The organism is Staphylococcus sp. MI 10-1553, from assembly GCF_010365305.1.
GTDB lineage: Bacteria > Bacillota > Bacilli > Staphylococcales > Staphylococcaceae > Staphylococcus.
Map to the genome: position 1 here is coordinate 1,555,683 of NZ_CP048279.1, position 20,755 is coordinate 1,576,437.

General features: G+C 36.3%; 24 protein-coding genes and 1 riboswitch. Of the genes, 21 read left to right on the forward strand and 3 right to left on the reverse strand.

The features are described 5' to 3' along the window. The first annotated feature begins 79 nt into the window (after positions 1–79). The 10 genes from comGA (at position 80) to gcvPB (ending at position 8,305) form a co-directional block, all read left to right on the forward strand. Positions 80–1,054: a competence type IV pilus ATPase ComGA gene (gene comGA / locus GZH82_RS07240; protein ID WP_162681920.1), complete on the forward strand. Its 975-nt coding sequence runs from the start codon at positions 80–82 to the stop codon at positions 1,052–1,054. Next, complete coding sequence (gene comGB / locus GZH82_RS07245; protein ID WP_162681921.1) at positions 1,023–2,090, forward strand: competence type IV pilus assembly protein ComGB; 1,068 nt, start codon at positions 1,023–1,025, stop codon at positions 2,088–2,090. The genes comGA and comGB overlap by 32 nt, the downstream gene beginning before the upstream one ends. A 12-nt stretch (positions 2,091–2,102) precedes the next feature. Continuing rightward, positions 2,103–2,426 (forward strand): competence type IV pilus major pilin ComGC, encoded by a 324-nt coding sequence (gene comGC / locus GZH82_RS07250; RefSeq protein WP_096541451.1) that lies wholly within the window; start codon positions 2,103–2,105, stop codon positions 2,424–2,426. Then, positions 2,404–2,847 carry a competence type IV pilus minor pilin ComGD gene (gene comGD / locus GZH82_RS07255; protein ID WP_162681922.1) on the forward strand — a complete coding sequence of 148 codons (444 nt, stop codon included), beginning with the start codon at positions 2,404–2,406 and terminating at the stop codon, positions 2,845–2,847. Before comGC ends, comGD begins: the two co-directional genes overlap by 23 nt. A 101-nt stretch (positions 2,848–2,948) precedes the next feature. Then, on the forward strand, positions 2,949–3,149 hold the full coding sequence (locus GZH82_RS14440) for a hypothetical protein (protein ID WP_275401855.1): 201 nt from the start codon (positions 2,949–2,951) through the stop codon (positions 3,147–3,149). Next, positions 3,055–3,540: a competence type IV pilus minor pilin ComGF gene (locus GZH82_RS07265; protein WP_162681923.1), complete on the forward strand. Its 486-nt coding sequence runs from the start codon at positions 3,055–3,057 to the stop codon at positions 3,538–3,540. Before GZH82_RS14440 ends, GZH82_RS07265 begins: the two co-directional genes overlap by 95 nt. Positions 3,541–3,703: 163 nt before the next feature. Next, positions 3,704–4,231 carry a shikimate kinase gene (locus GZH82_RS07270; protein ID WP_162681924.1) on the forward strand — a complete coding sequence of 176 codons (528 nt, stop codon included), beginning with the start codon at positions 3,704–3,706 and terminating at the stop codon, positions 4,229–4,231. Beyond that, positions 4,218–4,313: riboswitch (glycine riboswitch) on the forward strand. (Overlaps the previous gene by 14 nt.) A 76-nt stretch (positions 4,314–4,389) precedes the next feature. Then, positions 4,390–5,481 carry a glycine cleavage system aminomethyltransferase GcvT gene (gcvT, locus tag GZH82_RS07275; protein ID WP_162681925.1) on the forward strand — a complete coding sequence of 364 codons (1,092 nt, stop codon included), beginning with the start codon at positions 4,390–4,392 and terminating at the stop codon, positions 5,479–5,481. A 12-nt stretch (positions 5,482–5,493) separates the two neighbouring features. After that, positions 5,494–6,843 carry an aminomethyl-transferring glycine dehydrogenase subunit GcvPA gene (gcvPA, locus tag GZH82_RS07280; protein ID WP_162681926.1) on the forward strand — a complete coding sequence of 450 codons (1,350 nt, stop codon included), beginning with the start codon at positions 5,494–5,496 and terminating at the stop codon, positions 6,841–6,843. Beyond that, positions 6,833–8,305, forward strand: a complete 1,473-nt coding sequence (gene gcvPB, locus GZH82_RS07285; RefSeq protein ID WP_162681927.1) for an aminomethyl-transferring glycine dehydrogenase subunit GcvPB — start codon at positions 6,833–6,835, stop codon at positions 8,303–8,305. Before gcvPA ends, gcvPB begins: the two co-directional genes overlap by 11 nt. A gap of 837 nt (positions 8,306–9,142) precedes the next feature. On the opposite strand, the gene GZH82_RS07290 is transcribed toward gcvPB, so the two are convergent. Beyond that, positions 9,143–9,520, reverse strand: a complete 378-nt coding sequence (locus GZH82_RS07290; protein ID WP_457853118.1) for a rhodanese-like domain-containing protein — start codon at positions 9,518–9,520, stop codon at positions 9,143–9,145. A gap of 159 nt (positions 9,521–9,679) precedes the next feature. Here GZH82_RS07290 and GZH82_RS07295 point away from each other — a divergent pair, with 159 nt between their 5' ends. Continuing rightward, positions 9,680–10,510, forward strand: a complete 831-nt coding sequence (locus GZH82_RS07295; protein WP_162681929.1) for a lipoate--protein ligase family protein — start codon at positions 9,680–9,682, stop codon at positions 10,508–10,510. A gap of 122 nt (positions 10,511–10,632) precedes the next feature. Here the strand turns inward: GZH82_RS07295 and GZH82_RS07300 are convergent, their stop codons facing one another. After that, positions 10,633–10,857: an SA1362 family protein gene (locus GZH82_RS07300; RefSeq protein ID WP_162681930.1), complete on the reverse strand. Its 225-nt coding sequence runs from the start codon at positions 10,855–10,857 to the stop codon at positions 10,633–10,635. A gap of 5 nt (positions 10,858–10,862) precedes the next feature. Further along, positions 10,863–11,477, reverse strand: coding sequence for a hypothetical protein (locus GZH82_RS07305; RefSeq protein WP_162681931.1), 615 nt, complete (start codon positions 11,475–11,477; stop codon positions 10,863–10,865). Positions 11,478–11,571: 94 nt separating this feature from the next. On the opposite strand from GZH82_RS07305, the gene GZH82_RS07310 reads away from it, so the two are divergent. The 10 genes from GZH82_RS07310 to dxs all read left to right on the forward strand — a co-directional run bounded on the left by GZH82_RS07310 (position 11,572) and on the right by dxs (position 20,519). Beyond that, the gene (locus tag GZH82_RS07310; protein WP_162681932.1) at positions 11,572–12,642 is read left to right on the forward strand and encodes a M24 family metallopeptidase; all 1,071 of its coding nucleotides are present in this window, start codon (positions 11,572–11,574) and stop codon (positions 12,640–12,642) included. 18 nt (positions 12,643–12,660) lie between these two features. Further along, positions 12,661–13,218, forward strand: coding sequence for an elongation factor P (efp, locus tag GZH82_RS07315; RefSeq protein WP_014613835.1), 558 nt, complete (start codon positions 12,661–12,663; stop codon positions 13,216–13,218). Positions 13,219–13,547: 329 nt separating this feature from the next. Then, positions 13,548–13,991, forward strand: coding sequence for an acetyl-CoA carboxylase biotin carboxyl carrier protein (gene accB / locus GZH82_RS07320; RefSeq protein ID WP_162681933.1), 444 nt, complete (start codon positions 13,548–13,550; stop codon positions 13,989–13,991). Position 13,992: 1 nt separating this feature from the next. Next, on the forward strand, positions 13,993–15,348 hold the full coding sequence (gene accC, locus GZH82_RS07325) for an acetyl-CoA carboxylase biotin carboxylase subunit (RefSeq protein WP_162681934.1): 1,356 nt from the start codon (positions 13,993–13,995) through the stop codon (positions 15,346–15,348). Between the two features lie 20 nt (positions 15,349–15,368). Then, positions 15,369–15,743, forward strand: coding sequence for an Asp23/Gls24 family envelope stress response protein (locus GZH82_RS07330; protein ID WP_162681935.1), 375 nt, complete (start codon positions 15,369–15,371; stop codon positions 15,741–15,743). 20 nt (positions 15,744–15,763) lie between these two features. Then, positions 15,764–16,156, forward strand: coding sequence for a transcription antitermination factor NusB (gene nusB / locus GZH82_RS07335; protein ID WP_162681936.1), 393 nt, complete (start codon positions 15,764–15,766; stop codon positions 16,154–16,156). Positions 16,157–16,164: 8 nt separating this feature from the next. Next, positions 16,165–17,511 (forward strand): exodeoxyribonuclease VII large subunit, encoded by a 1,347-nt coding sequence (gene xseA / locus GZH82_RS07340; RefSeq protein WP_162681937.1) that lies wholly within the window; start codon positions 16,165–16,167, stop codon positions 17,509–17,511. Continuing rightward, positions 17,495–17,719, forward strand: coding sequence for an exodeoxyribonuclease VII small subunit (locus GZH82_RS07345; protein WP_162681938.1), 225 nt, complete (start codon positions 17,495–17,497; stop codon positions 17,717–17,719). The genes xseA and GZH82_RS07345 overlap by 17 nt, the downstream gene beginning before the upstream one ends. Then, positions 17,700–18,581 (forward strand): polyprenyl synthetase family protein, encoded by an 882-nt coding sequence (locus tag GZH82_RS07350; protein ID WP_162683027.1) that lies wholly within the window; start codon positions 17,700–17,702, stop codon positions 18,579–18,581. The genes GZH82_RS07345 and GZH82_RS07350 overlap by 20 nt, the downstream gene beginning before the upstream one ends. 69 nt (positions 18,582–18,650) lie before the next feature. Further along, positions 18,651–20,519, forward strand: a complete 1,869-nt coding sequence (dxs, locus tag GZH82_RS07355) for a 1-deoxy-D-xylulose-5-phosphate synthase (RefSeq protein ID WP_162681939.1) — start codon at positions 18,651–18,653, stop codon at positions 20,517–20,519. The last annotated feature ends 236 nt before the right edge of the window (positions 20,520–20,755 follow it).

The following is a 20,755-nucleotide window of genomic DNA, read 5'->3' on the forward strand; positions in this document are numbered from 1 at the left end:
AAAAATTTAATGACTTTTTTAGTGGAGCAACAAGTAATTTCTTCACCTCCTGCGTGTATGTATGCAAGAGGTGATTTTTATGCAACTACTATTAGATCATGTAATACAATTTGCACTTCAAAATGAGGCATCAGACATTCATTTCATCCCTTCACAATCACAAGTCGAAGTTAAACTCAGAGTCAAAGATCAACTTGTATTATATGACACATTAAATCTAGAAACATATCAAAAATTGTTAACTTTGTTGAAATATCAAGCCGGATTAGATATTTCAACACGCCACAAAGCACAAAGTGGGCGCTACATTTATGAACATAAAGAGTTATTTTACTTAAGAGTGTCCACGTTACCTATAAACTTAGGTACTGAAAGTTGTGTCATTCGTATCACACCCCAATATTTTCAATATGCGAAAGCTCACAGTGTCTTAGATATTAAATCCAATATGGAGAAAAAGCAAGGTTTAATTCTGTTTAGTGGTCCAACAGGTGCAGGAAAAAGCACATTAATGTATCAAATGGTCGTCTATGCTAAACAAAAATTAAACCTTAATATCATCACTATAGAAGATCCCGTGGAGCAGCTTGTAAACGGGATTACACAAATTTCAGTTAACGAAAAAGCAGATATTACGTATGGTTCATCGTTAAAAGCAATCCTTCGTTGTGATCCGGATGTCATCTTAATTGGAGAGATTCGTGACAGTCATATTGCAAGGGATGTTATTCAAGCGAGTTTAAGCGGTCATTTAGTATTGTCGACGATACACGCCAATGATTGCCAAGGGGTACTCCTGAGACTGATTGAAATGGGACTCTCACAGCAAGATCTATCTCAATCTATTAACCTCATCATCAATCAAAGACTCATTACAACAAAAAATGAACAGCGACAGCTCGTCTATGAAACGATGGATCAACAAGAGATTCACTACTTTTTGAACAATAATTTTCAACTACCAACTGCTTTCACAAGCCTTTCTGATAAGCTTCAACTTCTGAATAAAGAAGGTGTCATAGATGAAAAGATTTTACGAAAGTATACGATTTAAACGCACGTTAAAACAACTTAATGTGCAGCACTTACTCATTATGGAACGCCTCTATCAATTATTATTACATGGTTTTACTTTTGCTGAAGCGATGCTGTTTATATATGAACAACTCAATATACGACATCCTACATTTGAAAATCAACTCATCGAAAAATTAAAAGGAGGTGCAAACTGTTACGACATTTTCCGGATGTTTGGTTATCCTGAAACAATCTTGATGCAGCTTTATTTTGCTGAACGGTACGGCTCACTACCCGAAACGTTAAAATTGTGTCATCAATTTTATACTAAAAACCGCAAACTTAAAAAACAACTGATTAAAACCATCCAATATCCAATCGCACTCATTTTAATCTTTCTCGCCCTGATTGTGACTTTGAACCAAACGGTCATGCAACAATTTGACCAAATGTATGAAACGATGCAATTGAATCAATCATCATTGCAATATATTGTTAAGATGTTCATTCAAAACTTTCCAGCAATCTTTTTAATCATATTGTTTGTGATTGTTGCATCTTATTATATTGCCAAATTACGTTTAAAACATCTCCCAATCGAACGCCAAGTTCATTTTTTAACCCACCTTCCTATATTCAAAAGATATTATAAACTCTTTACGACTTACCACATGACGAACCAATTTGTATTATTTTTTAGAAACGGTATTACATTAAATAATATTGTTATGATTTATTTGAACCAAGAGGCAAATTTATTTTTACAATATGTCGGACAAACATTGAAATCACATCTTCAGCGAGGTGAATCTTTTTCCCACATATTACTTCAATTGGACTGTTTTGAACCTCAATTTATAAACTATATCAAACAAGGTGAAAAACGAGATAAATTGGATATTGAGTTAGAAGTATATAGCACTTTCTTGTTAGACCATATAGAAGCATTTATTCACCAGCATATTAAATGGATCCAACCCATCATGTTCGCATTTATTGGCATTTTAGTGTTATCTGTCTATTTGATTATGATGTTACCCGTTTTTGAAATGATGCAAGCTATTAAAGAATAGGAGTGATTGATAATGATTCAACAACTTAAATCAAAATTCAACCAAAAGAAAGGTTTTACATTAATTGAAATGCTACTTGTTCTGTTAATTATTAGTGTGTTATTGATTCTCATTATCCCTAATATCGCTAAACAGTCAGATCATATTCAAAAAACAGGCTGTGCCGCACAATTAAAAATGGTCGATAGTCAAATTGAAGCCTATGCTTTAAAGTTTAACCATAAACCAAATACAATTGATGACTTAGTTCGTGAAGGCTACATTAAAGAAAGTCAAAAAACATGCAAATCAGGAGAAGATATCACAATAAGAGATGGCGAAGCAGTTGCGTCATGATGGTTTTACACTCATTGAGATGCTGTTAGTACTTACCATTATCTCGGTCTTTATTTCGATAACCATGGCGCATCCTCAATTCAACTTACTTCAAAATACGACAGATTATGAGATCAAAAAACTGACCAGTGAGATTGACTACTATCAAGCGTATGCCATTAAGAGTCACGCGCCTGTCATGTTACTCTTTCGGCCAAACAGAAATGATATTAAAGTCGAGACAATTAACCCTCATCGTGTGACAACAATTCCACTTGCACCGCTTCAATTAAAAATGACTTCAAACCTTCATACACTCATTTTTGACAAAGACGGGAAAGCAAATCAATTTGGCACATTACGATTTGAACATCAGCAACGTGCCTTTTCTCTCATTTTCCACATTGAACAAGGGAGGTACCGCATATCTTATCAACAATAAAAAAGTTAAAAGCAACATCAGGCTTTGTTTTTATAGAAAGTCTCTTTGCGATGTTTCTCCTTAGTATCATGATCTTTCAACTTATTCCTATGACCCACCAAATGGTCAAAACATATCATGAAGCGGTGGAAGATTTAACGTTAAAACGTACATTGTTTGAAGTTATTCAACATCAAATTCCAGAAAAGAAGTTGACGGTGTCTCATTATGAAATTATTCCGACAGCACATCAATTGTGTATACAAAATCATCAAACAGAACAAAAATATTGCTATCGAAAAGCAGGGCTTCACGCTCATTGAAAGTCTCGTTGCACTGTTGATTCAAATGACTATTGTATTACTCATACCCCTGCTTATTTTCAGTTTAGGTCAATTAAAAACGACAGTATTTGAAGATCGGACATATGATATTGAACTGATGATTAAGGATATCTCACATACGCTCCACGCTGAACATGTAAAAGCCCAGATTATTAGAAAGAAAGAACTTGAAATAAGAGATTCGAATACAGAGATTAATTACAAATTGCGCAATCAAAAAATCATTAAAACTGTCGGTCATAGAGGAAATATTACAATGTGTAACCATGTTGTAGATGTTCACTTTGAAAAATTAACGCATGATTTAATTCTAATGAAAATAACATACCAGGAAGGGACTACAACACATGAAAAAGAGATTTTATTATAAATACGGCTTTACCTTGCCACTATTATTTATCATTTTATCTGCATATTTTACTTTTATCTCTTTTTATTTACTGATTTATAGTCTAAAATTACAAACTATAGATGCGCTGTCAGATGATTATGAATATCTAATAGCGCGAATTATCGACAAAGGTGAGTAATATATGAAATCAAAAATGGATACACCTCTTATTTTCATCGGATTTATGGGTGCGGGTAAAACAACCATTGCGCAAACATTAGCAGAAGCTTATCAATGTTCATTTATTGATTTAGATGCTTATATCGAAACTGAAACTCAAAAATCAATCCCACAGATTTTTGAAGAAGAAGGGGAACAAGGTTTTAGACAGCATGAATTTGAATGTTTAAAAAAAGCAATACAATCCTATGATATCATTGCAACAGGCGGCGGCATTCTCACACATGACGCAACGTATCAATTTATTAAAGAGGCACAAGTGAAAGCAATATGGGTCGATGCACCTATTGAAGCACTCTATGAAAGAGTTAAAGGGGATACAAATCGACCTAATGCTAATAAAAAAAGTTTCGAATCTTTAAAACACTTGTATTCTGCGCGCATTTCAAGATATAATGAAATCGCATTCATTAAGATTTCATCTGCAACACCGTTATCAGAAACGCTTAATGAAATTAAAATTAAATTGTCTGCGAATGATCAATATTAGAGAGTATGGGTACGACTCATCACCGAAGGAGCAAGTAATTATGGGTTACGAATCTCTCAGGTAAAAGGATAATATTGTGACGCATTCCTGAAGGCATCTCAACAGGGGAGTATGAAGGTACTCCTCTGTTTTTTTATTACACATTAGGAGGGGACTACATGTCAGAAGAACTAAAGAAAACGCCACTTTACCAACATTACGTTGATACAGAGGCTAAAATTGTTGAATTTGGTGGTTGGGCTATGCCAGTTCAATTCTCAAGTATTAAAGAAGAACACAACGCGGTACGTAACAACGTTGGCTTATTTGATGTGAGCCATATGGGTGAAATTCGCATCGAAGGTCCAGAAGCCGCACAACTTGTTCAATATGTACTTTCTAACAATACGAGCCAACTGACATTATCAAAAGCACAATACACTGCTTTATGTAATGAAGAAGGTGGTGTCATTGATGATTTAGTTATTTATCAACTTGGAGAAACGCATTATTTATTAGTCGTTAATGCTGCCAATGTCGATAAAGATTACGAATGGATTGTACAACATAGCAATCGCTTTGACGCCACAGTGACAAATGTATCCGATCAATATGGTCAACTGGCATTACAAGGTCCAAATGCAAGACAGATTATTCAAGACAATGTTTCTGAAGATGTCAGTGAAATGGGTATGTTCGAATTTAAACAAAATGTCGAAATCTTCGGTAAAAATGTGATCCTCTCACAATCTGGTTATACAGGTGAAGATGGCTTTGAATTCTATTGTGACAGTCAAGATGTTACTGCAATATGGGACGCACTCTTATCAAAAGATGTGACGCCATGTGGTTTAGGGGCACGTGATACATTACGTTTAGAAGCGGGATTACCACTTCATGGACAAGACTTATCTGAATCTATTACGCCTTATGAGGGCGGCATCGCTTTTGCAGCTAAACCATTAATAGAGGAAGATTTTATTGGTAAATCTGTACTTAAAACACAAAAAGAAAATGGTGCACCAAGACGTACAGTAGGACTTCGTATGATTGATAAAGGCATTCCTAGAACTGGATACAGGATTTATGATTTAGATGGCAATGAAATTGGTGAAGTGACTTCAGGTACACAATCACCATCTACAGGTCATGCTATCGGTATGGGTATCATACAGCGTGATGCTTTTGAAATGGGTAAAGAAGTCATTGTACAAGTGAGAAAGCGTCAAGTGAAAGCGAAAATTGTTAAAAAGAATCAAATCGAAAAATAGGGAGTGAATACAGTGAGTCATCGTTATATTCCATTAACTGAAAAAGACGAGCAAGAAATGTTAGAGACGATTGGTGTTAAATCTATTCAAGAACTATACAGTGATGTTCCTGAAGATGTGTTATTAAACAGAGATTTAAACATTGCAGATGCAGAGCCAGAAACACAATTATTGAAGCGATTAACACGTATTGCGAATAAAAATATTACAAAAGAAACACATACATCATTTTTAGGTGCAGGCGTTTATGATCATTATGCACCAGCTGTTGTAGATGCGATGATTTCTAGATCTGAATTCTACACTGCATACACACCATATCAACCTGAAATTTCACAAGGGGAATTACAAGCGATTTTTGAATTCCAAACAATGATCTGCGAGTTAACTGCGATGGACGTTGCGAACTCATCAATGTATGACGGTATGACAAGTTTTGCTGAAGCGTGTTTATTAGCTTGGGGTAATACGAAGAAAAATAAAATTGTCGTATCAAAAGGTTTACATTATCAAGCCTTACAAGTGTTAGATACTTATTCAAAAATTCGCGAACAATATGAAGTCGTTACAGTAGATTTAGATGGCACTGTAACAGATTTGAAAAAGTTAGAAGCGGCTATTGATGATGATACGGCAGCAGTTGCAGTACAATATCCCAACTTCTATGGCTCTATTGAAGATTTAGAAGCGATTCAAGCAATGATTGTCGATAAAAAAGCACTCTTTATCGTATATGCGAATCCTTTATCATTAGGTTTATTAACGCCTCCAGGAGAATTCGGCGCAGATATCGTTGTGGGTGATACACAAGTATTCGGTATCCCTACACAATTCGGTGGTCCTCACTGTGGTTACTTTGCAACAACGAAAAAATTGATGCGTAAAATACCTGGCCGTCTCGTAGGTCAAACGACAGATGATGAAGGTCATCGTGGTTTTGTATTAACGTTACAAGCCCGTGAACAACATATTCGTCGTGAAACTGCGACATCTAATATTTGTTCGAACCAGGCACTGAATGCATTAGCGTCTTCTATTTCAATGTCAGCGTTAGGTAAAGAAGGGATTCAAGAAGTTGCTATTCAAAACATGGAAAATGCGAACTATGCAAAAGAGCAATTTAAAAATAGCGGCTTCACTGTTTTAGATGGCGTATCTTATAATGAATTTGTTGTACGCTTTAATCGTCCGATTGCTGAAGTAAACCGTGCACTCTTAGATGAAGGGATTATTGGTGGTTTCGACTTAAGCGTAGTAGATGAATCATTTAACAAGCATATGCTCGTTGCTGTAACGGAATTGAGAACGAAAGAAGAAATCGATACATTTGTGCAGAAAGCTGGTGAAATCAATGGTAAGTAAATCTAGTCCATTAATTTTTGAACGTTCAAGAAAAGGTCGCTTTGCTTATTCTTTACCGCAAAGAGAAATTGATAATGATGTTGCGAATCAACTCCTCGATTCAAAGTTCATTCGTAAAAATAAAGCCGAATTTCCTGAAGTATCAGAACTTGATTTAATTCGTCATTACACTGAACTTTCTAATAAAAACTTTGGTGTAGATTCAGGGTTTTATCCATTGGGTTCATGTACGATGAAATATAATCCTAAAATCAATGAGAAAGTTGCTCGCATTCCAGGATTTACTGAAGCACATCCATTACAAGATGAGGATCAAATTCAAGGAGCTTTAGAAATCATTTACAGCTTGCAAGAAGAACTAAAAGAAATTACTGGAATGGATGAGATTTCACTCCAACCTGCAGCAGGTGCACATGGTGAATGGACAGCGCTTATGATTTTCAAAGCATACCACCTTCAAAATGGTGATACTGAAAGAGATGAAGTGATTGTACCAGACTCAGCACATGGTACGAATCCAGCTTCTGCGGCATTTGCTGGATTTAAAGCTGTGACGGTTAAATCTAATGATAAAGGTGAAGTAGATATCGATCATCTTAAAGAAGTCGTGAGTGATAAAACAGCTGCAATCATGTTAACGAACCCGAACACATTAGGTATTTTTGAAACTAATATTATGGAAATCCGTGATATCGTACACGAAGCGGGTGGCTTACTTTATTATGATGGGGCAAACCTTAATGCGATTATGGATAAAGTACGTCCTGGTGACATGGGATTTGATGCGGTTCATCTTAACTTACACAAAACATTTACAGGTCCTCATGGTGGCGGTGGCCCAGGTTCAGGTCCAATCGGTGTGAAAAAAGAGTTACGTGATTACTTACCAAAACCACTCGTTGTGAAAAATGGCGACCATTTTGAGTATGATAATGACATTCCATATTCAATTGGACGCGTGAAACCATTCTACGGTAACTTCGGTATTTACTTACGTGCTTATACGTATATCCGTACAATGGGTTATGAAGGATTGAAAGAAGTATCTGAAGCGGCTGTATTAAACGCAAACTACATGAAGGCACGCTTAAAAGATACATTCGTTATTCCATTCGACCAATATTGTAAACACGAATTCGTATTAAGTGGTACGAAGCAGAAAAAACTGGGTGTACGTACTTTAGATATGGCTAAACGCTTGCTAGACTTTGGTGTTCATCCACCTACAGTTTATTTCCCATTAATTGTTGATGAAGGTATGATGATAGAACCAACAGAAACAGAATCTAAAGAAACGTTAGACTATTTCTGTGATGCCTTAATCCAAATTGCCAAAGAAGCTGAGGAAGATCCAGACAAAGTGTTAGAAGCACCGCATACGACAATTATCGATCGTTTGGATGAAACAACAGCAGCACGTAAGCCAATTTTAAAATTTGAGAACTTAAAAGAAGAAAAGTGAATATATTTTATATGCTTCTTAATGTCTCTGATCATTTAGTGGGACACAAAAATTTTTGATGCTATTGATATAGTATTTTGCTTATTTTGTCCTCTCCCTGCGATTTGTGTTATTGATTGCCATTATAGCTTCGCGTTTCCTAGGGGTTGGCCCTTCAACTAACGCTTGATTAAACTGTTACATTTGTTGATGCGTTAGTGGATTTTGGGAGCAGTACAGAAATCTCATGTGTCACAAAGATTTCGTAGTACTGACCCCGCAAGGCTGACTAGACTTCTTGAAAGCTTGAGTATTGAGAAGTCAGACAGCTACTGCGATAAACAGTTATCACTATTAAAGTATGGTTATGGAATTTGTTTACGCATTCATCCCTCAGGAGTCTCAGCCTTCTGGGCAATCTTTCATCAAATAAAGTAACTTAGGACAAGTTTCTGAACTAAAAAAACAATAGCACCCATTTTTGTGTCCAATGCATCTTCATTTTGTTTTATTATCCTCATTGATGGATAATAAAACCATAAGAAGATAGAGGCTGAGAAAATTTGACGTCTCAGTCTCTGTTTTTATTTACGCATGTTATTTTTAGTATGATTAAGTGAAAAATGCTAAAAGTAGGAGCGTCGAACATTTGTTCCGTGGCTGAAAAACACGACAGAAAGGTCACCATTGCTTTAAAAGGGAAGTATTGTCTCCTTTTATCTTTTCGATTTATCCATGGGTTTGTCAAAGATTTATAAATGAGATAGAAAGGCAACACATCACTATTCTAATTTAATCAAACAGATAAAAAAAGAGCTAGTGGATCCACATTTCCACTGGATCCACTAGCTCTTTTCACTATTTTTTAGACTTAATTTTACCCGTCCATTTTTTGTAGCCGCCTTTTAACATATACAAGTTCGTATAACCTTTTTTCTTAAGTGTACGTGCAGCTCGATAACTCGCGATACCATTTGCATCAACTAGATAGATGGGTTGATCTTTTCTTAATCCTTGGTGTCGTTGACGAAACATTGTCATAGGGATATTTCGTGCACCAATAATATGACCATAATCATAGTCTGCCTTTTCTCTAAGATCGATCACTTGTGCTTTTCTAATACCTTCTTGAAATTCTTCTTGGTTTAATTCTGTTACTGATCTTTTATTAATGATAAAGTTCGTTACCATCCAAATGATGACCAATGCTAACACAATTAAAACGATTAATGTCATGTTACTCATCTTGCATCCTCCCTAAAATACCGATATTATTATTATAAGACTGATAGACTAATTTATCAAAATTTTTATGTGTGACATATGTTGGCAATTTTATATTTTTTGAAACATAACATATGCCCGATGAGATTTCATAGGGAGGCTTTAAAGCAAATGACAGAAACTTGGCATTTTATTAATACAGGAAGCCATGATCCATACTACAATATGGCATTAGATGAGGCTTTATTAAATTTTGTATCAAGAGGAGAGATTGATCCGGTCGTTCGATTTTATACTTGGAACCCACCGACGTTATCGATTGGCTATTTCCAACGACTCTCCAAAGAAATTGATATCGAAAAGGTTAAAGAAAAGGGCTACGGTTTAGTGAGACGCCAAACAGGGGGCCGTGGTGTTTTACATGATAAAGAATTAACTTATAGTGTGATTGTACCAGAAGTGCATCCAGATATGCCTCAAACAGTCACTGAAGCGTATCGTGTAATTTCAGGAGGTTTACTAGAAGGCTTTAAATCATTAGGCTTTGATGCACATTTCGCGGTACCACGATCCAAAGAAGAGCGAGAGAAACTGAAACAACCGAGAAGTTCGGTTTGTTTTGATGCACCGAGTTGGTATGAGCTTGTTGTAGAAGGTAAGAAAATTGCAGGAAGTGCTCAAACGAGACAAAAGGGCGTTATCTTACAACATGGTTCAATTCTTCAAGATGTGGATATTGATGACTTGTTCGACATGTTTATTTTCAAAAATGATAGATTGAAAGCAAAAATGAAAGAAGCCTTTGTCGAAAAAGCAGTGGCCATTAACGATTTATCGGATGAAACAGTAACGTTAGAACAAATGGAAGTTGCGTTTAAAGAAGGTTTCAAAAAAGCACTCGATATTGAATTTAAACCGTTAGAATTAACAACAGCCCAACTTGAAGAAGTGAAAGCGTTAGAAGAAAAATATTGTTCAGAAGCATTTTTATATCGAAAATAACCATCAAACTTACTGACTGGTAAAATGAAAGGCTGGGAAACGCACTCATTTGCACCCAGCCTTTAAATATTGACTTGAACTTTTTCTATTTAAGCGATGAAAGCATGTTCTCAAACACCCTCTTATCGACGTCCTTTGAATTTGTTTTTCCAAACACGCTTTTTATAATCCCGTTGATCTGGCGTCAAAAAGAAAAAGAAATAGACTAAATAGATGATGCCGACAATAATGGCTACTGTAATGATTGATCTAAAAATACTAAAAAGTACTACATCTAAATTAAAAATTAATCCGATCAATGCGACGATGAGTATCGCACCGAATATAATTTTTTGGAAAGTTGTCATTTCAATTACTCCTCTTTATCTTGTTCTGCATTTGTAGTTTTGACATTGATGTTCGATAAGCTCTGACGTCCTTTTTGAATTTCTGTTTTATCTTTCGCTTTATAACCTTTTTGAATCTTTGTTAACGCACTGTTGATTTCTTTTTGTAGTTTTTTAATTTCTTTGTCCTGTGCTTTGATTGATTTATCTTTTTTAACAATCGTTTCATCATCAGTGGCATCATGGTAACTTTCCATCGCACTTTCATGATCCTCAATAATTTGATCTAATTGATCCAACACTTTATCATCTTTTTTGTTTTCTAATACTTTCGAATCAATTTGTTGGTAAGCATTAATCGCATCCGTTACAGAGGCATAATATTGTGATGAAAATTCAAGATAATCTGCTTTTTTCTGATTAGACTTCGCTTGTTTTGTATTCTCGGAGTCTTTTTTCAAAGCGTCCACTTGTTTTTGTTTTTTCGCGTTTTCATTTTCAAGTTGCTGATTTTCTAATTTGATTTCATGGTTTTTGTCACTTAAGTCCGTACTTTTCTCTTCTAAAGGTAACAGGTTTTGACTTCCACAGGCTGACAATAAAAATGCAACACCCATACTCGCGCAAATTCTCTTTTTCATATTAAACTCCTAAACACTCAATTGTTTTTCACTACATATGACTACATTTTAAGGTATCATGTAATTAAGTACAAATATAAGGAGGAATTTTTGTATGAAAATTAGACTTCAAAAGATAAGAACCTTATTACAAGACAAACATCTCGATGGTTTAGCTGTGTTATCTGACTTTAATCGCCGCTATTTATCAGGGTTTACAGGTACGAGTGGCGCACTGATCATTACACAAGACAAAGCACTACTCATTACAGACTTCCGATATACTGATCAAGCACAACAACAAGCCACAGAGTTTGAGATCATTTTACAAAAAGATGATTTGTTCTCCACTTTAACAGAACAATTTAAAACATTAAATTTACAAAATATTGGTTTTGAAGGCCATCTCGTCGCTTATGATTCATTTTTAAAATTAAACCAAGGACGTCACGATCTCATTTCTATTGGTCAAGCCATTGAAACGATTCGTCAAACGAAAGATGAAGATGAAATTAAAGCGATTCAAAAAGCTGCACAAATTGTGGATGAGGCATATGAATATATTCTCACTGTCGTTAAGCCTGGTATGACCGAAAAAGAAGTCAAAGCGCATTTAGAAAGTAAAATGTTGCATTTAGGTGCAGACGACACTTCATTTGATACTATCGTTGCTTCAGGTGTACGAGGTGCGATGCCACATGGTGTAGCTTCTGATAAAGTCATTCAGTCAGGAGAAATGGTAACGTTAGATTTTGGTGCGTACTATAACGGCTATTGTTCAGATATCACACGTACTTTTGCTGTCGGTCAACCTTCTGAAGAAATGGTTGAAATCTACAATATCGTGTTAAAGAGTCAAGAAGCCGCCATTGCTGCGATTCGTCCAGGAATGACAGGCAAAGAAATGGACAGTATTGCACGTGATATCATTACAGAAGCTGGATACGGAAAACACTTCGGTCATTCGTTAGGTCACGGTATCGGCTTAGACATTCATGAACTTCCTGGTCTCTCTCAAAAATCAGATGTCGTCTTAGAAAAAAATCATTGTGTGACGATTGAACCGGGTATTTATGTAGAAGGACTAGGCGGCGTTCGGATAGAAGATGACATTTTAATTACAGAAAATGGCGGCGAATGCTTTACTAATTGCACAAAAGACCTTATTATTTTAGAAGAAGAGTGATTCTGAGGAGGAAACTGAATGATTTCTGTAAATGATTTTAAAACAGGCTTAACGATTTCTGTCGATAACGGAATCTGGAAAGTAATTGAATTCCAACATGTTAAACCTGGTAAAGGATCTGCATTTGTTAGATCAAAATTACGTAATTTAAGAACAGGTGCAATTCAAGAAAAAACTTTCCGTGCAGGCGAAAAAGTTGAACCAGCGATGATTGAAAACCGCCGTATGCAATACTTGTATGCTGATGGTGATAATCACGTATTCATGGACAACGAAACTTTCGAACAAACAGAACTAAGCACAGATTACTTAGAATACGAATTGAAGTTTTTAAAAGCAAACATGGATGTACATATCCAAACGTACCAAGGTGAAACAATCGGTGTGGAATTGCCAAAAACTGTTGAACTTGAAGTTACTGAAACTGAACCTGGTATTAAAGGGGATACAGCGACAGGTGCAACAAAATCAGCAACGGTTGAAACAGGTTACACATTGAATGTGCCATTGTTTGTTAATGAAGGCGATGTGTTAGTGATTAACACAACAGATGGTAGCTACGTTTCACGTGGTTAATTTAATCCATATCAGGTGAACGAGATGATCCTGATGATGTAAGTAATGGAATAAAATTGTTGGACTAATGAGGCTTATTTTTGTCTTGTTAGTCCATATTTTATTTTAAGATATATTATAGAGGCGTTAGACGTTTGCTTATTCATCACAATAGGCATCGTTTAATGTTTCAAAGACAATACGATAAACAAAAGTGAATCGATTGCATCATTATAATATCAGCGGAAACTCACTACAACGCTTTAGATATTATGTATTTTCTTGAATTGCCTTATACACTCAAGTAAAATAGTAGGGTAGAAATAATCAATCATAAGGGAGTAACCAAAATGAATTTTAAAGAGATTAAAGAATTAATTGATATTCTAGACAATTCTAACCTCACTGAAATCAGTATTGAAGATAAAGGTACGACAATCAACTTAAAAAAAGAAAAAGAAATTGTAACACAACAAATGGTTGCACCAACTGTAGCGGCTGAACCGGTCCAAGCAAGCGCTACATCAGTAGACACACCGTCAACAGAGGCTGATGCGTCACTTAAAACGATTACAGCGCCTATGGTAGGAACATTCTATAAATCACCGTCTCCTGAAGAGAGCGCTTATGTTCAAGTAGGAGATCAAGTCACACCTGATACAACAGTTTGTATTTTAGAAGCCATGAAATTATTTAATGAAATTCAAGCTGAAGTGACTGGTGAAATTGTTGAAATTTTAGTTGAAGATGGACAAATGGTTGAGTATGGCCAAGCTTTATTTAAGGTGAAATAATATGAAAAAAATATTAATTGCAAACCGTGGCGAGATTGCAGTGCGTATTATTCGCGCATGTCACGAATTGGGCATCCAAACTGTAGCGATTTATTCTGAAGGCGATAAAGATGCTTTACATACTCAATTAGCCGACGAAGCCTACTGTGTGGGACCCAAGCAATCAAAGGATTCATACTTGAACATACCGAACATTTTATCCATCGCCACTTCAACGGGGTGTGACGGCATTCACCCTGGCTATGGCTTCTTAGCTGAGAATGGTGATTTTGCGGAATTGTGCGAAGCTGTCCAACTTAAATTTATTGGGCCGAACTACGAATCGATTCAAAAAATGGGTATTAAAGATATTGCAAAAGAAGAAATGAAACGTGCAAACGTCCCTGTTGTTCCGGGTAGCGAAGGACTTGTGAACACGATTGAAGATGCCATCCAAACTGCTAACTCAATTGGTTACCCTGTTATTATAAAAGCAACTGCTGGTGGTGGCGGTAAAGGGATTCGTACCGCACGTAATGAAGAAGAGTTAATCAATGGTTATAAAATGACGCAACAAGAAGCAGAAACAGCTTTCGGTAATGGTGGCTTATATTTAGAGAAATTTATCGAAAACTTCCGTCATATCGAAATTCAAATTCTTGGTGACGCGCATGGTAACGTAATCCATCTAGGCGAACGTGATTGTACGATTCAACGGCGGATGCAAAAACTTGTTGAAGAATCACCATCTCCAATTCTAACTGAAAAGAAAAGAAAAGAGATGGGCGATGCAGCCGTGAGAGCAGCTAAAGCGGTCAATTATTTTAATGCAGGAACCATTGAATTTATATATGATTTAGATGAAGATCAATTTTACTTCATGGAAATGAATACGCGGATTCAAGTCGAGCATCCAGTGACTGAAATGGTGACAGGTGTTGATCTTGTGAAACAACAAATCAAAGTAGCTATGGGCGAAAAATTACCTTATACACAAGATGATATTCAAATTCAAGGTCATGCCATTGAATTTCGTATCAACGCTGAAAATCCTTACAAAAACTTTATGCCTTCTCCTGGTAAAATCGAACAATATTTAACACCAGGCGGCTTTGGTGTACGTATTGATTCAGCATGTTATACGAACTATGTCATTCCACCATACTATGATTCAATGGTTGCGAAATTGATTGTGCATCAACCGACGAGAGAAGAAGCCATTATGTCTGGTTTACGCGCACTCAGTGAATTTGTCGTACTCGGTATCGATACAACAATTCCTTTCCATATTCGTTTATTAAATCATCCTGTCTTCAATAAAGGTTTCTTTAGCACCAAATTTTTAGAGATTTACGATATTATGAATGAAGATTATTAAATTGAATGGGGGCAACTTATATGGCAAAGCCAATTGAACATTTCAACCCTAATCTTGGAACTGTTGAAATCGAACCTGAAGTCATTTCTGTTATTGCAAGTATCGCAGTATCAGAAGTGAAAGGCGTTGAAGGGGCATTTCCAGATTTAAAAAATTCAACTTTAGAACGCTTTGGTCGCAAAAACTTAAGTAAAGGCGTTAAAATCACAACGAAAGACAATGAAATCACTATTGATGTCTATTGTTCTTTAAGCTATGGCGTTAAAGTTTCCGAAACAGCGTCAAAAGTTCAAGAATCCATTCATAGTACATTGCGTACGATGACTGCACTCACACCTCAACAAATCAATGTGCACATTACACATATAGAAATGGCAAAAAATAATCGTGATTAACATATGAACGGAGAATTAAAATGAGTAGAAAACAAGCAAGAAGTCAAGCCTTTCAAACATTATTCCAACTAGAAATGAAAAATACAGAGCTGACGATTGACGAAGCAATTAGTTTTATTAAAGAAGATTATCCAGATTTAGATTTCGACTTCATTAAATGGCTTGTTTCTGGTGTTAAAGATCATCAACATGTATTAGACGAAATAATCAGCCCGCATTTGAATGGATGGACGATTGCACGTTTGTTGAAAACAGATCGTATTATTTTGCGTATGGCTACATTTGAAATTAACCACAGTGATACACCAGAAAAGGTAATTATTAATGAAGCAGTAGAACTGGCAAAACAATTTAGTGATGATGATCATTATAAATTTATCAACGGTGTATTAAGTCACATTAAAAGAAATTGAGTGATGGCATGGAAAAATATTTAACGATCTCTGCATTAACTAAATATATTAAGTATAAATTTGATCAAGACCCACATCTACAAAGTGTATACATCAAGGGCGAATTATCGAATTTTAAACGTCATAGTAGTGGTCATTTATATTTTGCGGTTAAAGATGAAAACAGTGTCATCGCTGCAATGATGTTTAAAACACAGGCCAATCAACTTGACTTCGACCCAAAAGAAGGGGATCAAGTTCTGATTGAAGCACGTGTATCGGTTTATGAACGTCGTGGTAATTATCAAATTTATGTCAATCATATGCAACTGGACGGTGTAGGAAATCTTTACCAAAAATTTGAGCAATTAAAAAATAAACTTATGAAAGAAGGGTATTTTGACCCGGCTTATAAAAAACCTATACCCAAGTATCCTAAAAAAATTGTAATACTTACAGCCAGTACCGGCGCAGCCATTCGAGATATTCAAAATACTTTGAACAGTCGTTATCCACTAGCTGAACAAATTAGAATCAGTACGCTCGTTCAAGGGGCACAGGCGAAAGCTGACATCATCGAAAAATTACAATCTGCGGATCAACTCGGTGCAGATGTGATTATTCTAGGACGGGGTGGTGGCTCGATTGAAGATTTGTGGAACTTCAATGAGGAAGATGTTGTTAAAGCTATTTTTTCATGTCAAACACCTGTCATATCTGCTGTAGGTCATGAAACGGATACAACATTAAGTGACTTTGTTGCTGATTTACGTGCCGCGACACCGACTCAAGCTGCGATGTTAGCTACACCCGACCAACAAGAACTTAAACAAGTGCTGCATCAAACTTGCGCTTATTTGAACCGCTATATGAAGCAACATTTGAAACATACTGCACAACAACTACAGCAGTTGCAATCATATTATAAATTTAAACAACCCGGTTTGTTATATGAACAGCAAACTCAAAAACGTGACGAACTAGATCGTGCCCTTCATCAATCGATGCAATTTCGACTACAACACGAACAACAACGGTTAGCCATGTTGCAACAACGCATTCGCATTAAATATTTTTACGATAACGTACAACGTCAAAAGCAAGCATCTATGGATTTATCATCTCAGTTACACAAACAAATTCAGCGTATTTTAACTTCAAAAAAGCAACTATTTCAACATCAACTGTTATCGCTTGATAATTTGAGTCCGACAAAAACGATGATGCGAGGTTATTCGATTGTTAAAAAAGATGATGACGTCATTACAAGTAGTCATGACGTACATGAAGGTGAACTCATCGAAGTAACAATGAAAGATGGCGCTTTAGATGCAAGAATTGAAAAGGTGAGGTGGCAAAATGACAACCGAAAATAAATCTTTTGAAGAAATGATGAAAGAATTAGAAAGTATTGTAAATCAGCTAGATAATGATACGATATCGCTAGAAAAATCTTTAGAATTGTATCAACAAGGCATTGTGCTTTCTAAATCATGTGAAAAAACATTGAGTGATGCTGAGAAAAAAGTAGCAGAATTAATGGATAAAGAGGCAGATGAAAGTGATGAATCAAAGTCTGAATGAGTTATTAGAACAATTTAATGGACACTTGAATCACGCAGTTGAAGATTCGCAACTCGGCACTTCACTTGAACAGAGTATGCGTTATTCTCTGGAAGCTGGAGGAAAAAGAATACGACCATTACTTATGTTAGCTACAATTAAAATGTTGGATCATCAAAAGCTCGCGAGTGGCATGCATGTTGCTTTAGCGCTCGAAATGATTCATACATATTCATTGATTCATGACGATTTACCCGCAATGGATGACGATGATTTACGACGTGGTAAACCGACGAATCATAAGGTCTATGGTGAGTGGCTTGCGATATTGGCTGGAGACGCATTATTGACAAAAGCATTTGAAAAGATTGCATTGACACCTCATATAGACGCTAATATTAAAGTCGCACTCATTGAAAAATTAAGTCAAGCGAGTGGGCATCAAGGTATGGTGGGTGGGCAAACGTTAGACATGCAAAGCGAAAACCAACAAATCCCTCTTGAAAAACTTGAAAGTATTCATATTCATAAGACGGGGGCACTGATTCAATTTGCGATTGAAGCTGCAACTATCATTACTTCAATTCGTCAAACAACTGCACAACAATTGATTCAGTTTTCTCAACATTTAGGTGTCATTTTCCAAATTAAAGATGACCTCTTAGATGTGTACGGTGATGAAGCGAAATTAGGCAAACCTGTAGGAAGCGACGTCTCTAATCATAAAAGTACGTATGTCACACTTTTAGGTGAGAAAGGCGCTGAGCAAGAACTTCAAGCGCATATTCAAAAAGCAGAAGCCATTTTAACAACTTTATCAACGGAATTTGATACAACGGATTTAAACCATTTGCTAACACTTTTTTATCAACGTCAAAATTAGGTTCTGTCTATCTATGATGTGATTGAAGTGTTATAATCAGTACGATAGAAAAAATTAAGGGTGATTTCAATGGACGTAAGAAATATACAGAATCCTTCATTCTTAAAAAGTCTTTCTGTTAAAGAGCTTGAAGCATTGAGTCACGATGTGAGACAGTTCTTAATTCAAACGTGTGCTGTGACGGGGGGCCATATAGGTGCTAATTTAGGTGTTGTTGAACTCACAATCGCACTACATAAGCATTTTAATAGCCCAGAAGATAAAATCATCTGGGATGTCGGTCATCAAAGTTACATTCATAAAATTTTGACAGGCCGCGGTCATCAGTTTGAAACATTAAGACAATATAGAGGATTATGTGGATTTCCAAAATTAAAAGAGTCTGATCATGATGTGTGGGAAGCTGGGCATAGTTCTACCTCATTATCAGCTGCGATGGGCATGGCAAAAGCGAGAGATATTTTAGGCAAAAAGAATCATATCGTTCCAGTTATTGGTGATGGTGCACTGACTGGCGGTATGGCACTTGAAGCTTTAAACAATATCGGCCATGACCGTACAAATATGACAATTATTTTAAACGATAACGAAATGAGTATAGCACCTAATGTTGGCGCGATGCATAACATGCTCGGTCGTATTCGAATGAACCAAGGTTATAATCGACTCAAATTTGATGCTGAATCAATTTTAAGTCGTTTGCCAGGGGGCAGTCGATTACGTGAATCTGCTGATCGTATTAAAGACAGCTTGAAATATTTAGTTGTAGATGGCGCGTTTTTCGAAGAGCTCGGTATTCGCTATATTGGTCCAGTTGATGGCCATAACTTTGAAGAATTAGAAAACGCCTTAGCTGCAGCAGATTCTATTAACAAACCGGTCTTGATTCATGTCGTGACGAAAAAAGGGAAAGGTTACCATCCTGCTGAAAATGATAAAATTGGAACTTGGCACGGCTTAGGACCATACAAATTAGAAACTGGTGAACAGATTAAAGGTCAAACTCAAGGACCTTCATGGAGTCAGTTGATGAGTGACGAAATGCTGTCATATGCGAAGAAAGATCGACGTGTCGTTGCAATTACACCTGCAATGCCTGTAGGTTCTAAGCTTACAAAGTTCCAATCAGAGTTGCCGGAACAATTCTTCGACGTCGGTATTGCTGAACAACACGCTGTCACGATGGCGGCTGGATTAGCGATAGAAGGTATGAAACCATATGTTGCGATCTATTCAACGTTTTTACAACGCGCTTATGACCAAGTGTTACATGATGTCGATCGTCAAAACTTAAACGTCATTTTTGGTGTGGATCGCTCTGGCCTTGTCGGTGCAGACGGCGAAACGCATCAAGGTGTGTTTGATGTCGGTTTCTTAACACAATTTCCAAATATGATTGTGATGATGCCTAAAGATGAAAACGAAGCGAAAGATCTCATTTATACAGCGATGCATCATGAACAAGGTCCGATTGCGATTCGTTATCCACGTGGCAATGGTTTAGGCGTTGAAATCACTGATAAACGTGAGCATTTGCCTATTGGAACATGGGAAGATTTAACTGAAGGTCAAGACGTGGCACTTATCAGTTATGGGCCAACACTGACGACTTTAATTGAAGTGGCTAAATCTTTAGCAGAGCAAGGTATTCAAGCGCGTGTAATTAATGCACGTTATATCAAACCGATGGATACAACTGTATTAGATGACTTGGGTGCCAAAAACATGCCTGTTGTTACAGTTGAAGAAGCGATGTTAAATGGTGGTTTAGGTAGTCATATCGCAAATTACTTCACCGATCATGGTTACACAAATCATATCAAACGACTTGGTATTAATGATGAGTACATTGAACATGGCGATGTGGATCAAGTTCTAGAAGATTTAGGGTTAACCCATGACCCACTCTTTCATACAATTCAACAATTTTTAGACTAACATCCAAACACGAGTAATGTATTACAGTTGCTCGTGTTTTTTTAAATGATGGAAACGGCCACATATTTTAATTTCGAGTCCACTTTTATTCAATTTTCATACTAATAAATAGATGGTCATATACATTTTTCGTATATATTGAATCGTTGAGTGCGTTGTTTTTGAATTTTAAAAGTCAATCGTCATATCAATCGTTTCTTATAGTGACGTACATCGCTTAAGTAGGTAAATCATAA